Annotated in this window: 13 protein-coding genes; 5 read left to right on the top strand and 8 right to left on the bottom strand. The window is 48.6% G+C overall.

The window, feature by feature from the left end; genetic code table 11:
• Nucleotides 1-103 precede the first annotated feature (103 nt).
• Nucleotides 104-610, top strand: a complete 507-nt coding sequence (locus GRF59_RS08470; protein WP_160497146.1) for a hypothetical protein — start codon at nucleotides 104-106, stop codon at nucleotides 608-610.
• Between the two features lie 92 nt (nucleotides 611-702).
• Here GRF59_RS08470 and GRF59_RS08475 read toward each other — a convergent pair whose 3' ends face one another.
• From GRF59_RS08475 to GRF59_RS08485, 3 genes are all read right to left on the bottom strand, one after another.
• Complete coding sequence (locus GRF59_RS08475; protein WP_160497147.1) at nucleotides 703-1,779, bottom strand: AI-2E family transporter; 1,077 nt, start codon at nucleotides 1,777-1,779, stop codon at nucleotides 703-705.
• Nucleotides 1,780-1,903: 124 nt separating this feature from the next.
• Nucleotides 1,904-2,554 carry a phosphatase PAP2 family protein gene (locus GRF59_RS08480; protein WP_160497148.1) on the bottom strand — a complete coding sequence of 217 codons (651 nt, stop codon included), beginning with the start codon at nucleotides 2,552-2,554 and terminating at the stop codon, nucleotides 1,904-1,906.
• A gap of 251 nt (nucleotides 2,555-2,805) precedes the next feature.
• Entirely contained in the window at nucleotides 2,806-3,012 is a 207-nt protein-coding gene (locus GRF59_RS08485; protein WP_160497149.1) for a DUF1657 domain-containing protein, read from the bottom strand.
• A gap of 129 nt (nucleotides 3,013-3,141) precedes the next feature.
• Between GRF59_RS08485 and GRF59_RS08490 the strand changes: the two genes are divergently transcribed.
• The 4 genes from GRF59_RS08490 to GRF59_RS08505 all read left to right on the top strand — a co-directional run bounded on the left by GRF59_RS08490 (nucleotide 3,142) and on the right by GRF59_RS08505 (nucleotide 6,859).
• A complete protein-coding gene (locus GRF59_RS08490) occupies nucleotides 3,142-4,002 on the top strand; it encodes a DUF421 domain-containing protein (protein WP_160497150.1) in 861 nt (286 codons plus the stop codon).
• A gap of 16 nt (nucleotides 4,003-4,018) precedes the next feature.
• The gene (gene spoVAC / locus GRF59_RS08495; RefSeq protein ID WP_160497151.1) at nucleotides 4,019-4,501 is read left to right on the top strand and encodes a stage V sporulation protein AC; all 483 of its coding nucleotides are present in this window, start codon (nucleotides 4,019-4,021) and stop codon (nucleotides 4,499-4,501) included.
• Nucleotides 4,502-4,508: 7 nt separating this feature from the next.
• On the top strand, nucleotides 4,509-5,519 hold the full coding sequence (gene spoVAD / locus GRF59_RS08500) for a stage V sporulation protein AD (protein WP_160497152.1): 1,011 nt from the start codon (nucleotides 4,509-4,511) through the stop codon (nucleotides 5,517-5,519).
• Between the two features lie 197 nt (nucleotides 5,520-5,716).
• Complete coding sequence (locus tag GRF59_RS08505; RefSeq protein WP_237391680.1) at nucleotides 5,717-6,859, top strand: peptidylprolyl isomerase; 1,143 nt, start codon at nucleotides 5,717-5,719, stop codon at nucleotides 6,857-6,859.
• Between the two features lie 75 nt (nucleotides 6,860-6,934).
• Here the strand turns inward: GRF59_RS08505 and GRF59_RS08510 are convergent, their stop codons facing one another.
• The 5 genes from GRF59_RS08510 to rhaD form a co-directional block, all read right to left on the bottom strand.
• On the bottom strand, nucleotides 6,935-7,630 hold the full coding sequence (locus tag GRF59_RS08510) for a response regulator transcription factor (RefSeq protein WP_160497153.1): 696 nt from the start codon (nucleotides 7,628-7,630) through the stop codon (nucleotides 6,935-6,937).
• Entirely contained in the window at nucleotides 7,631-9,091 is a 1,461-nt protein-coding gene (locus GRF59_RS08515) for a sensor histidine kinase (RefSeq protein ID WP_237391681.1), read from the bottom strand.
• Nucleotides 9,092-9,183: 92 nt separating this feature from the next.
• Nucleotides 9,184-10,608, bottom strand: a complete 1,425-nt coding sequence (locus tag GRF59_RS08520) for an NAD-dependent succinate-semialdehyde dehydrogenase (RefSeq protein ID WP_160497154.1) — start codon at nucleotides 10,606-10,608, stop codon at nucleotides 9,184-9,186.
• Nucleotides 10,609-10,750: 142 nt separating this feature from the next.
• Nucleotides 10,751-12,007 carry an MFS transporter gene (locus GRF59_RS08525; protein WP_160497155.1) on the bottom strand — a complete coding sequence of 419 codons (1,257 nt, stop codon included), beginning with the start codon at nucleotides 12,005-12,007 and terminating at the stop codon, nucleotides 10,751-10,753.
• 320 nt (nucleotides 12,008-12,327) lie between these two features.
• The gene (gene rhaD / locus GRF59_RS08530; protein WP_160498196.1) at nucleotides 12,328-13,161 is read right to left on the bottom strand and encodes a rhamnulose-1-phosphate aldolase; all 834 of its coding nucleotides are present in this window, start codon (nucleotides 13,159-13,161) and stop codon (nucleotides 12,328-12,330) included.
• Nucleotides 13,162-13,370: the final 209 nt, after the last annotated feature.

Below are 13,370 nucleotides of genomic sequence, written 5' to 3' on the forward strand. Positions count from 1 at the left end.
AACAGAGACGGCCAGTTTTAAAAAATAAGTATGATTTATCCAATTAAGCCCATAATAAAAACAGAATATGAAAGATTAACCATAACATCAATGAGGTGAACAGATGAACCATTTCAGAAAAGCATTAATGGCGGGAGCCCTTTCCTGCATTCTGACTGCAGGCGGATTCTCCTTTGCGCATACAGCCGGCGCGGCTGCCGAAACCAGCGTGAGCACGCCTGCCGAGGTAACCCCTCCAGCGGAAAAGGATCAACAGGACGAAAGCCGGCACAAACGCCACGGACATCATGGAAGAAAATTTGTGCTCTTCAAGGATGCAGCCACGTTGCTTGACATGACCGAGCAGGATCTGAAAAAAGAATGGAAAACAGGAAAATCACTCCAGCAGATCGCCAAAGAGAAAAAGAATTGGGATGCTGATGTCTTCGTCCAGAAGCTTACCACCGTCCAAAGCGCCAAGATAGATAACGCCGTCAAAGCCGGTAAAATGACGCAGCAGCAAGCGGATCAGTTGAAGAAAAAACTTCCTGAATCGCTGAAACGCTTTACGCAGCATACCTATCATCCACGCCAGGACCGCAGATTGCCTGCTGCCCATTCCGAAATTTAAATCAGCATATCACTGCAAAATAAAATCCTAACGGCTGCGTTAGGATTTTTATTTTGCGGATTTATGCCTATCATCCGGATTGTAAAAACCGTTTAAACTTTTTTAGTCCCCGTTTTCTTCTGCTTCACGGGCGGCGGGTCCTTGGGCGGGTTGTTAACCGGCACATCCAGTAAATCGAGCAAGAACATAAACACCGGTACCCCCAGGATCAATCCCCATACCCCGAAGAAATGTTCCGAGACAATCAACACCGCAAAGGTATAGAAAATTGGCAAATGAGTCTTGTCGGACATAAACTTCGGATTCATGACATATGCCTCAAACGCATGCAGAACGGCCACCATAATCAGAATATAGACGACCTTGGGAATTCCTCCGATGCCAAAAGCAATGGCGCAAAGCGGAACCAGCGAGACGATGACGCCCATGACCGGAATAAGACCCAGCAGGAAAATCATCAAACCCAAGGCAAACAGATTCGGAAAACCCATAATCCATAAAAACAATGTGGAGAAGCAAGCGTTGATGACCGAAATCAGAAATTGAACTTCAATCACCTTTCCGAAAGAAAAAGTGAATTTCTTTCCGAAATAGGCCAGCTCGTCATAGACATAGGATAACTTGCTCGTTCTGAATTTTTCCGTGAAATTCGTCACTTTCTCCTTCTCCAGCATGAAGAACAAGCTCATAATGATCGCAAGTGCCAAATTCAAACTGAATTTGCCAACGTTCGAAATGGTATTCGACACGAGACCATAGCCTTGCTTGAGATAGGAGGCAAAATCAATTTTGTGTATGTAATCCAGAATATAATTCATGATCTTATTGTCGGTAAGCACCAATGGATTACTGTAAAAGTAAATAACCTGCTTGATCAGTACGTTCAGCTCCGAAATAAGCTTGGGTGCATATTGATAGGTTCCAATCGATAAGGCAGCCACGAACAAGGCATAAATCAGAATGAGTGCAATCTTCTTGCTGACACCCAGCCGGTTCGTGAAGCGCCGCGTTAGCGACGAATGGAGACGGTTTACCAGATATGTCAGGATGAAAGTGATCAGAATCAAATTCATAATGCTTCTAAACAAGTACAAAACCAGAACAAGCAGGATGAGCACCACGCCTTTTTTTACGGCGGAAAGTTGAAAAAAATCCTTCATAGACGTCATTGTTTCGCAACCAGACTCCTTTTATTTTTAAAGTTTCTCTCTCCGGGATGCAGCAAAGTTCTCTATGACATCATATTACGCGAGCATACCATTTTCATGCAAGTTTTGGGACTCTCAAAGCGAATTATTTGATGTTCCGGGGCTGTCTCCAATATTTTTCAAACAGGACAATAGAAATCATCAGCCAAGTACCGCTCGCGAGATATCCTCCCAGTACATCACTCGGATAATGAACACCCAGATAAATCCTGCTGATGCCGATCAGAAGCGTGAGGGCTACCCCGATAATGATCATGGCTATTCTTCCCGCAAACGAGGGAATATGTCTCCACAGCAGGAAGGTAATCGCCCCGTATAACGAAAATGCCGCCATGGAATGTCCGCTTGGAAAGCTAAAACCCGATATTTCGATTAAGCGATGCGTATTGGGTCTGGCACGCTGAATTATATTTTTCAGAATCAGATTCCAGATTTCAGAGCCGCCCACTGCCACCACGAACATGATCAATTCGCGTCGGTGCTTCATGACGATCATTAGAAAGAAGAAGGCGAGCGCGGACAAGACCACGGCCATGAGGGAAGATCCAATAAAGGTAAAGACTTTCATAAACGAGGTCAGCCAGCCTGTCTCCATCCCCTGAACCGCGGATATAACGGCGTTATCAAACCACGCAATATGGTTCGTTACGATTAATATCGTCATGATAATAAAAAACACGCCCAGAATCAGGCTTGTCATGGTCAGCTTTCGAAGCCGATTTTGATGCAAATTCATGCTCTAACGTATCCTCCCAACTTTTGGATGAACCATTCATTCTTACCTATTATCCATAAAGCCCGGACTTTTGTCACGTTTCGCATACAAACGACCCGAAATCCGTTGAAATAGCAGTCATGATCTGCTTATCCCTTCAGATATCAGACGCATGGAACTTGGTTTGAATTCCAAAAGAAAGAGCACCGGCGGACCGCCGATGCTTTTCTTGAGCCATGTCTTGTATGTAACAAGACCTTTCAAAGAATGGATTAGAATCCTTTATACTGTGGCTCTTCGTTTTCCAGCTGCTGTACTCTGCTCTCCACTTGCTGCACGATTTGCTGTGTTTGCTGTGCTGCGTTGGTAAACAGGTTCTTGGCATCCTGGTTTTGCGTGCTGAGCGCAAAAGTTTCCAAGCTCGCTTGGGCACTCTTCAAAGAAGCGAGAGTCGTTTTAACCTGGGATGATACTGTCATATCGGATCTCACCTCCTTTGCAGAATAAGTACGAAAATTAATCTAACCTGCATGGATTGAAAAAATTCATAAAATTCATAGGATAAGTAAACAATTTGGTTAATCAGACTGAAATGGAGGTTATGCAAAATGCCGGAATGGGTCGAGGTCATTACCCGTACATTGGCAGCCGTCGTCGTGTTGTTCGCGCTAACCCGATTGCTCGGTAAGAGGCAGATATCCCAATTGTCCTTCTTCGAATATATAACCGGCATCACCATTGGCGACTTAGCCGCGACCATATCGCTGGATGTGAAGGGGACATGGTATTTGGGAATTATCTCCTTGTCCGTATGGGTGCTTGTATCGCTCGGCATTGAGTTTTTGCAGCTCAAAAGCAAAAAGGCACGCGATTTCATCGATAGCAAAAGCACCGTTCTCATTAAGGACGGAAAAATTCTCGAGGATAACCTCAAAAAGGAACGGCTTACGAATGAGGAGCTTCTGGAGCAGCTTAGAGGCAAAGATGTATTCAAAGCAGCCGAAGTGGAATTTGCCATCATGGAGCCAAACGGTGAAATCAATGTGCTGCTGAAAAAGCAAAATCAGCCATTAACGCCTACCCATCTCGGCATCCAGGTTGCTCCTGAGACGGAATCGCAAACGGTCATCCTCGATGGAAAAGTGATGGATGAACCGCTGGCAACCCGGGGTCTGAACCGACGCTGGATCCATACCGAACTTGAAAAGATTGGCGTATCGCTGGATAACGTATATATCGGCCAGGTGGATGCCTACGGGCAGCTGTATGTGGATTTATTCGACGACAAAATCAAAGTGCCGGAGCCTCAGCAGAAAGCGACGCTATATGCCGATTTGAAAAAATGTCAGGCGGATCTTGAAATGTTCGGACTGTCCACAGACCGGCTGGAAGCCAAAACCATGTATGGGCAATGCTCCATGCAGCTCGAACAGGTTATCTCTGACGTCAAGCCATTATTAACACGTTAGGAGGGAATGTGATCTCATGGCCAGCAAAACGAAAAAAAAGCTCACTCCCGTGCAGCAGGAATATCAAGCACTCGCCAAAAAACGGGAACCCAGTAAATTCACCTTCAAAAATCTGTACAGGTCTTTTCTGGTCGGCGGGCTGATTTGCCTGGTGGGGCAAACCGTCCAGCAACTGTTCGTCCATTACGGGGGCTACAGCGTCAAGGAAGCCTCCAATCCGACCGTAGGTGTCATGATTCTCCTTTCGGTTATTCTAACCTGCCTGGGAGTTTACGATAAAATCGCTCAATGGGCTGGAGCGGGCACCGCCGTGCCGGTAACCGGGTTTGCCAATGCGATGGCCTCCGCGGCCATCGAATACCGCCGCGACGGCATCGTGCTGGGCATGGGCGGAAGCATCTTCAAGGTAGCCGGTCCGGTCATTGTATTCGGCACGATTGCGGCGTTTGCCGTCGGCATCGCCTACGTTATCTTTGATCCCAATATTGTAGGAGGTTGAACCGAAAATGCTGAAAGGCCATCAAAGCTGGTTGTTTGAAAACAAGCCTTCCATCCTCGCTGCCGCGACTTCGGTGGGGCCATTTGAGGGACAGGGCCCGCTGGCCGAAGATTTCGACATTGTGCACGGGGAGCTGTATCTGGGGCAGGACAGCTGGGAAAAAGCCGAAAAGGCTTTTCTTGAGGAAGCGGCCAAAATGGCAATCCAGCATGCGGGATTGACCGAAGGCCAGATTCAATTCCATTTCGGCGGCGACCTGATGAATCAGATCATCTCCAGCAGCTTTGCCGCACGCACGCTGACCATTCCTTACCTTGGCTTGTTCGGAGCATGCTCCACATCCATGGAAAGTCTTGCCTTAGCCGCTTACATCGTCAATTCAGGCGGCGCAAAACACACGCTGGCTGCAACATGCAGCCATAACGGCAGCGTGGAGAAGCAGTTCCGGTATCCTACCGAATACGGATCCCAAAAGCCGCCTACGGCACAGTTTACCGTTACCGGTGCGGGTGCAGCAGTCATCGGACAGGAAGGTAAGGGGCCTTACGTTACTTCTGCCACCATCGGACGGGTCGTGGATATGGGCATCCAAGATCCCTTCAATATGGGTGCGGCCATGGCGCCGGCGGCCGTCGATACCATCGAAGCCCACTTTCGGGATCTCCAGATCGAACCCGGATATTACGACCTGATCGTAACGGGCGATCTGTCGAAGGTCGGATATGAAATCGCCTGCGATCTGCTGAAGAAGCATCATATTCCGATGGAGCAAACCACGTATTCCGACTGCGGGATGATGATCTATAACTATGAAACCCAGAACGTACAGGCCGGTGCCAGCGGCTGCGCCTGCTCTGCGGTGGTGACCTACGGGCACCTGCTGAACCGCATGCGCAGAGGCGAACTGAACCGGATTCTGGTCGTTGCAACCGGTGCCTTGCTCTCTCCCCTTTCTTTTCAGCAAAACGAGACCATCCCTTGCATCGCCCATGCGGTCTCGATCGAACGCGAAAAATAAAGCCGATCATTCAGCATGAAATATCACGGCTGTCCCCATCTACAAATCGGGGGACAGCTTGTTTTTTGGCGATTCTTAAAAATGCATTAAAAATTTTTCTCCACAATTTATTTCTTCTTAAGGATTATTTCTGCTGAATCTGGTAAAGTGAAACGCATAAGTGTTATTGTTCAATATCAAAGGAGGAGTTAGATTTAATGTCAGACAAAGAAAAAGACACATTGAATAATGAAAATGGCCTCACACCGGAAGAACAAACGGGGGACATCAAGGAAACAAACGAACAGCCTATAGACCAAGTAGAATCTGACAAGCCCTCTCCACCTGTTATGCTTGCGAAAAATGCAGCAGCACCGGCTGGAGCCAAAACAGCTGCCGTGCCGCCAACACCATCCCCTTCAACGGGAATGGGTAGCAAAGTATGGATGATCGTTTCCCTAGTGCTGGCAGTCGTGCTGGTTGTTGTATTGATTAAACCGCCATTCGCGTCAGGCGGAGACAATGAAGCAGTGGCTACGGTTAACGGTGATAAAATTACCAAGGACAAGCTCTATGGCGAACTCGTTGCTGCAGGCGGTTCCCAAACGCTGGACGGCATGATTTCTGAAACATTGGTAAACCAGGAAGCTGCTAAGAAGGGCATCAAGGTAACTCAAGCGGATATTGACAAAGAAACGGCATTCATCAAGAAGAGCTACGGCTCTGAAGAAGAGTTCAAGGCGGCACTTCAACAGAACAACCTGACCGACGAAGAATTCAACAAGCAAATGGACATGCAGGTAAAACTGCGCAAGCTGATTGAGCCTGACGTAAAAGTTTCCGACGATGACGTGAAGAAATATTTTGAAGATAACAAAGCATCTTTCGACACGCCTGAGCAAGTGAAGGCTTCCCACATCCTGGTCGCTACCAAGGAAGAAGCTGACGCGATCCTGAAACAACTGAAAGATGGCGCGGATTTCGCAACATTGGCCAAGGAAAAATCTACTGATCCAGGCTCCAAAGCGAACGGCGGCGATCTCGGCTATTTCGGACGCAATCAAATGTACAAAGAATTCGAAGATGCAGCATTCGGTTTGAAGGATGGCGAGCTGAGCGGCGTGATCAAAACGGACGCAGGTTACCATATCATCAAGAGAACGGGCTATAAAGCAGCCCACACAGCAACGCTGGACGAGAAGAAAGCGGACATTAAGGAGCAGCTGATCTATCAAGCCATCATGACCAAAGCTCCAACATGGCTTTCTGATATCAAAGCAAAAGCCAAGATCACAAATCACCTGGAAGAAGAGCAAAGCAAAAAAGCAGATGATACGAGCAAAACAGACACCACCAAATAAGATACGGTCTTAAAAAAACGGATGCTTCCCTATAAGGGCGCATCCGTTTTTTCGTCTTCTTTGCAATGTTAATACTCAGCCTTTATACCAGCGGTAGCCTACTCCCCACACCGTCTGAATCGGATTATAGGAGAGCCCTGCACGCTGAACCTTTTCACGGATATTTTTGACATGAGTATCCACGACCCGGTAATCTCCGTCATATTCCGTTCCCCATATCTTATCCACAAGCACATCCCGCGTATATACCCGATGCTCATGTTCAGCCAGCAGCAGTAGAATGTCGTACTCTTTTTGCGTCAGTTCCACAGCCATCTGCTGAACAAGCACTTCCCTGCCCTCAGGATAAATGGTCAGCTCGGGCATCGCAATCTTGCGAACCTGTCCTGCTTGAAACCGTGCCTGGCGGGATCTCCGGATCAAAGCATGAATACGTTCTATGAGTTCCTCCGGTTGGAAAGGCTTCGGCATATAATCATCCGCCCCGATCTTCAGCCCCTTGACGATATCCTTGGTTTCGGAGCGCGCGCTTAGCATCATTACAGGAGCAATGGAAAAGCTGCGAAGCTTCTCGCATACCTGCCATCCGTCCATATCGGGCATCATAATATCAAGGACAACGGCATCAAAGGCGTTGATACGCATCAAATCCACGGCCTCCCTGCCGCTTGCCGCTTCCTTAACGCCGAAACCTGCCTGCGTCAAATAAATGCGCAGCAGGTTTCGCATATTCCATTCATCGTCAACCACCAGAATTTGATCCTTATTCATTCACGGCGTTCCTTTCTCTCTATCTTCAAGAGCGTCTGCTGAGGGGAAAACGATACGGAAGGTGGTCCCATCGCCGACCCGGCTGTTGACTTCTACGGTTCCTCCTTGAAGCTCTACCAGTTTCTTCACGATGGAAAGACCAAGGCCGCTGCCGCCGTGCTGGCGCGAACGAGACTTCTCCACTCTGTAAAAGCGCTCAAATATATACGGCAGTTCGTCTGCTGGAATACCTGGTCCGGTATCCGTCACTTCCAGCTTAACCTGTTCCCGCCCATGCGTTAAAGTCAGCATTACCCGCCCCTGATGGGTAAAAGAGATCGCGTTATCAAGCAGGTTCATTAAAATCTGCTCCATACGGTTGCTGTCTGCCCAAATATACTGCTCTTTTTCCGGATGCCTGACCTCCAGTTCAACCTCCTTGCTATCAGCGCGGAGCTTTACCTTCGCAGCACTCTTTTCCAAGAGTGCATTCATGGCGACCCACTCCGGATAAAAGTCGATCCGGCCCTCTTCCATCTTGGCCAAGTCAAACAGCTCACGGATCATCACCATCAGGCGCCTAGATTCCTCTGCGATGATATCCAGCGTTTTCCGCTGCTCGTCCTCGTCCTCAATCAAGCCTTTGGAGAGCACGTCCGCATAGCCTTCCAGATAGGTGATCGGAGTCCGCAGCTCATGGGAGATGTTCGCGAAAAATTCGTTTCTCGTATCCCGGTAACGCTGCAGCTCGCCGGCCAGATCATTGATTGCCCCGATGAGGGAGCCAATCTCATCCCCTCGCTTCACGGGCATGCGGGTTTCAAACTCGCCTTTTGCAATTCTTCTCGCCGCTTTTTCAATCTGCAGCAAGGGATAGGACAACTTTCTGGATAGCATGAGCACAAGCCCCAGCGTGACGATAAACGCCCCGACTCCCGTGAGCAAAATCATCAACCGTATCGTCCGAATCGACTCCTTCATCTCTTCCAGCGAGCTGACGACATAGACACCGCCGTTCATATGGCCTGCGCTGTCCAATATCGGCTTGCCATGCAGAAGAAACCACTTGCCCTGCGAAACGAATTCCTTTACCACTTGATGCGAGGCAAGAAGGCTTGCTTGATCCCAGATCCCTTGCGGATAATGGCGCTGCGCGAGAATTACCTGATCCCTTGGTGAAAATTGGCCGTCGGCTTGAATCAGAAAAATATCCACGCTCGAGAACTCAGCCATCGTTCCGATGATATCGACGGAGGTTTGCTCCTGTTCCTGCAGCATTTTGACCACATGGGAAGCAAGCTCCTCCGCTTCATCATGGCTCTGCTGGGTATGAAACTTGGTAAACAGCTCGTTAATGACTACTCCGAGCAGAAGCAGCACAACGAAGAACATGCCAAGCATAACCGCGCCCAGCTTGATATCAATCCGGTTCCATCTCTTCATCGAAATGCCGCACTCCTCCTGCGGTGCTGACAGCAGCATGAAGCTGCCCGTTCAAAACAAAAGTGTTATCCCAAGTATAAACCTGAAATTTGTAGATTTCATGAAGCTTGGAACGTATGACGATGCCAATCTTATAATCCGAGCGAAATATATTTGATCTCCAGATACTCCTCTATGCCGAAATGACCGCCTTCGCGTCCGAGCCCGCTTTGCTTGAAGCCGCCGAACGGAGCCTGCGCTGTGGAAGGAAGCGGATCATTAACGCCGACAATACCGTATTCCAGAGTTTCCGCAACATACAGGGCTTCTTTGATTTGTTCCGTAAATACATAGGCCGCAAGACCGTAAGGACTATGGTTTGCCCGCTCCACCGCCTCCTCCAGTGTTCGGAAGGTGGTAATTGGAGCCAAAGGACCGAAGGTTTCCTCGATCATGCATTCCATTTCATCGGTAGCATTCATAATGACAGCAGGTTTTATAAAATATCCCTTCGCTTCATGCAGGACTTCACCGCCTGTAAGAACCTGTCCACCTTTGGCTTTCGCATCCTCGATTTGGCGCTGCACTTTTTCCACGGCTTTGGCGTTGATCAGCGGTCCGATATCCACGCCTTCATCCATGCCGTTACCGACCTTGAGATCTGAAGTCCGCTGCGCAACCCGCTGCGAAAATGCATCTGCAATGGACTCTTCTACATATACACGGTTCGTACAAACGCAGGTTTGGCCGCCGTTACGGAACTTCGACGCGATTAAACCATCTACGGCTTTATCCAGATCGGCATTCGCAGTAACAATAAACGGTGCATGACCTCCCAGTTCCAGAGAGATCTTTTTGACCGTTTCCGCAGCACCCTGCATCAGCTTTTTGCCCACTGCCGTCGATCCTGTGAAGGAGATCTTCCTTACGCGTTCATCCCTTTGCCAAGCCTCGGCAATCGGAGCCGCGTCTCCGGTAACGACATTGATTACGCCTGCCGGAATTCCGGCTTTACCCGCCAGATCGGCCAGCTTTAATGCAGTAAACGGCGTCTCCTCCGAAGGCTTCAATACGACCGTACATCCCGCAGCAAGCGCAGGTGCCACTTTACGCGTGATCATTGAAGCGGGGAAATTCCAAGGCGTAATCGCTGCGATCACGCCGACAGGCTGCTTTTGCACCCAAATTCTTTTATTCGGTGAAGAGGCAGGTATGGTTTGCCCGTACACCCGTTTGCCTTCCTCCGCGTACCACGAGATGAAGCTGTTTGCATAAGCGATTTCCCCTGCCGCTTCCTTCAGCGGTTTTCCTTGTTCCGTGGTCATGATCTTGGCGAGCTCCTGCGTATGTTCATCGATTAAAGTATGCCACTTCATCATCAGGGCTCCCCGTTCGTTCGCCGTCATGGCAGACCAAGCTTTCAGAGCCTGATAGGCAGCATCCACGGCTGCAGATGCCTCCTCGGCGCCGCCCTTGGGAATCGATCCGATCACTTCCAGGGTTGCCGGATTTCGTACTTCCAGCACCTCGCCGCTTTCTTTCCATTCACCATTAATATACATTTTCTGGATATACATCCGTTAGTCTCCCCTTCCTGTTGTAACGTCCTATATTTAAAATATACCCTTAATTCGACTCATCGCATAAAAAACTAAAAAACTCCCTGGCCCGGCCAGAGAGTCGTGAATGTGAAGTCGGTTCTTTTATTATAACGCTATGTTAGGTATCCCTCAAAATCCGCCGTCCTAATGTCGCCGTTAACGCAAGCATGGCTGTACCTACTATCAGTTGCATGCCGTAGATCTGCGTCCACACCGGCCAGCCCTGGATCAGCTCATGCACATGTCCGCCGATCAGCGGCCCGAAAAATGCCGCGACGCCTGTAATAGCAGCATACATAGCCATGTACATCGGACGTTCGCCTTTGGGCGTATCCCCGATCATAAAGTTGAAGGCCAGCTGGTTAAAGCCCCCTACTCCGATACCGAAAATAATATGCGCAGCTGCAAGTACCGGCAGCATCGGCAGCACGGATAACAGCCCCCACAACAGACAAGAAAGCGCGATGATCGGCAGCGTCCAGAACAAAAGACGGCGGTTGCTATATCGGGCATTGAGGTTGCCCCAGATATAGAAGCTTCCCATCATGAATACGGTTTGTGCCACATTCAAGAGCGACAGCGTCTGGTAATTGATATGCAGCAGCTGCAGCATGACATAGGAATACAAAGGGACCACCAAATTTTGAAAGAACAAAAATCCTCCCAAAAACAGGGTCGCCTTCAGAAATGCGCGGTCCTTCAGCGGCTTTTTCAGCATTGGGATGAACTTGCTTTCGGAAGAGCGCTCGAACGGCATATCCGGATAAAAGAAAAACATCGTTATATTTGCGGCAATGCATATCCAAACAATCACGTACAGAATCAAAAAGCCTTTGCCGCCGGGTTCATGGTCCAAAATCATTCCGCCAGCATACATCACGAGCGTTCCAAGCGCGTTCAGCATCGTATTGCGGATACCGAAATATCGGCCCCTGACGCGTGCCGGCACAATATCACTGATCAGCGAGTTCCACAGAATGCCCCCGACGGTATTGAACATAAAGGCAATCGTATACAAAATGATGAACGCGATAACCCAATACGGCTTTGGGAAAACAAACGGAACCAGACCCGTACCGGCCCACAATATCCGGTGCAGCGCCACAAATAATACCAAAGTCCACTTGCGGCTCTTCAGCCTCTGAATGAGAAAAGCGGCGAAAAGCTGGGCGATGTTCACAAACGTGGTAATCGCCAATACGAAGCCTAGCTCGCTGGAGTTCGCACCGAGATACAGCATGAATCCGGTGAGAAATTGACCCCCGAGCAGGGTCATGAACATGACAGCAGGAATACCTTCCATGGTAGCGATTCTAAGGTTCTTCCTCTGCACCGATCTTTTACGATACTGCTTCCTCGATCTTAATGAAATCATGATGTGCACTCCTTCTAAAAGCTACCATGAGATGGTGGTAAACCATGCTTTTTATGCCATCTTCTTCTTCTCTTTGCTCATCATTCTACTCGCAAAGGTATCCAAGTCAATACAATGGAGAGACCTTGATATCATAAAAAAATTTGTGGAATATCACATAGAAATAGCAGGTCGAAAACGTTATATTTTAGAGTCATGTATGAGTCCGTTCATTGGTCTGCAGATAGAACAACAGAGCATGCGCAAGTAACGCGACGCTCTGTTCTGCATGCCTTTTTTCTAATTCGGAAGAGAATCCATTGCCACATTGTTGTTCATGTCTAAGCTTCAAGAATACCGCTTGCAGGAATGACGCCAAATGCCTTGGCGAGGTCCGACAGTTCCTGGTCGCTGATCGTCTGTTTGATGCTATGACCCGCCGTCAGCATGAATACTTGAGCTGCCTTTTCGACCGTCTCGATCAACCCGAACGTTTCGTCCATCGTGGAGCCCGTGCCGAAGATGCCATGATGGGGCCAGATCACAACCCGTCCATCCTTCATTTTATCTGCGGTTTTACGCCCGATCTCGGCGCTTCCCGGCACCATCCACGGCAGAACGCCTACCCCTTCGGGAAATACGACGATACACTCGGTACACATTTGCCAAAGTGTTTTTGTGAATTTTTTCTCATCCAATTCATGCACAAACGTCATGGCGATCACATTGGTGGCATGTGTATGCATGACAATCCGGTGAGCCGGATCTACCTTTAACCGTTCAATATGGCTCATAAAATGCGATGCCAGCTCGCTCGTGGGGAACGTGTTTCCGCTAAAGCCCCACAATACATCGACATGCTCTCCATCTGCTGTAACCCGGATAACGCCCAGGTTCATTCCCGGATCGGCGATCACATTTCTGAAATATTTGCCCGATCCTGTCACGACAAACATTTTGCCGGCCAGCTCGGGTACCGGAAAGGACAGCGAAATCACGCGGCCCGTTCCATTCAGATCTATATAAGGGCTGACCTCTGCTTCTTCCAATATGCGGCTGATGTTCCCGCCGTTGCGTTCATCCCAGCCGAACTTCCACATATGATACGTAATTTCCGCCATCTCACGGATAAACGGAATTTCTAGCGCTGGCACGTCACGGTTCACTTCCATCATCGAAGTGCTCACAGCAAGCCTCTCCTTTTTATTCATCTGTATTTTACACTTTCATCGTACTGCGATCCTTTTATGTAGTCAACAAAAACAAACATTATAATATTGTTTTATTTTTGTTTATGTATTTTATATGTCTGTTTATGTTTGTTATTTAGATTTTATTATAAATATTAAACGAATATATGTTTTCTATTGACATATTAAGGCAA

Origin of the sequence: Paenibacillus dendrobii (assembly GCF_009807035.1) — a bacterium.
Lineage (GTDB): Bacteria > Bacillota > Bacilli > Paenibacillales > Paenibacillaceae > Paenibacillus_AQ > Paenibacillus_AQ dendrobii.

Excerpts from the sequence above, each read along its gene's own strand:
- GRF59_RS08470 (WP_160497146.1), top strand. The coding sequence starts at position 104 with ATGAACCATTTCAGAAAAGCATTAATGGCGGGAGCCCTTTCCTGCATT.
- GRF59_RS08475 (WP_160497147.1), bottom strand. The coding sequence starts at position 1,779 with ATGACGTCTATGAAGGATTTTTTTCAACTTTCCGCCGTAAAAAAAGGC.
- GRF59_RS08480 (WP_160497148.1), bottom strand. The coding sequence starts at position 2,554 with ATGAATTTGCATCAAAATCGGCTTCGAAAGCTGACCATGACAAGCCTG.
- GRF59_RS08485 (WP_160497149.1), bottom strand. The coding sequence starts at position 3,012 with ATGACAGTATCATCCCAGGTTAAAACGACTCTCGCTTCTTTGAAGAGT.
- GRF59_RS08490 (WP_160497150.1), top strand. The coding sequence starts at position 3,142 with ATGCCGGAATGGGTCGAGGTCATTACCCGTACATTGGCAGCCGTCGTC.
- spoVAC (WP_160497151.1), top strand. The coding sequence starts at position 4,019 with ATGGCCAGCAAAACGAAAAAAAAGCTCACTCCCGTGCAGCAGGAATAT.
- spoVAD (WP_160497152.1), top strand. The coding sequence starts at position 4,509 with ATGCTGAAAGGCCATCAAAGCTGGTTGTTTGAAAACAAGCCTTCCATC.
- GRF59_RS08505 (WP_237391680.1), top strand. The coding sequence starts at position 5,717 with ATGTCAGACAAAGAAAAAGACACATTGAATAATGAAAATGGCCTCACA.
- GRF59_RS08510 (WP_160497153.1), bottom strand. The coding sequence starts at position 7,630 with ATGAATAAGGATCAAATTCTGGTGGTTGACGATGAATGGAATATGCGA.
- GRF59_RS08515 (WP_237391681.1), bottom strand. The coding sequence starts at position 9,091 with ATGCTGCTGTCAGCACCGCAGGAGGAGTGCGGCATTTCGATGAAGAGA.
- GRF59_RS08520 (WP_160497154.1), bottom strand. The coding sequence starts at position 10,608 with ATGTATATCCAGAAAATGTATATTAATGGTGAATGGAAAGAAAGCGGC.
- GRF59_RS08525 (WP_160497155.1), bottom strand. The coding sequence starts at position 12,007 with ATGATTTCATTAAGATCGAGGAAGCAGTATCGTAAAAGATCGGTGCAG.
- rhaD (WP_160498196.1), bottom strand. The coding sequence starts at position 13,161 with ATGATGGAAGTGAACCGTGACGTGCCAGCGCTAGAAATTCCGTTTATC.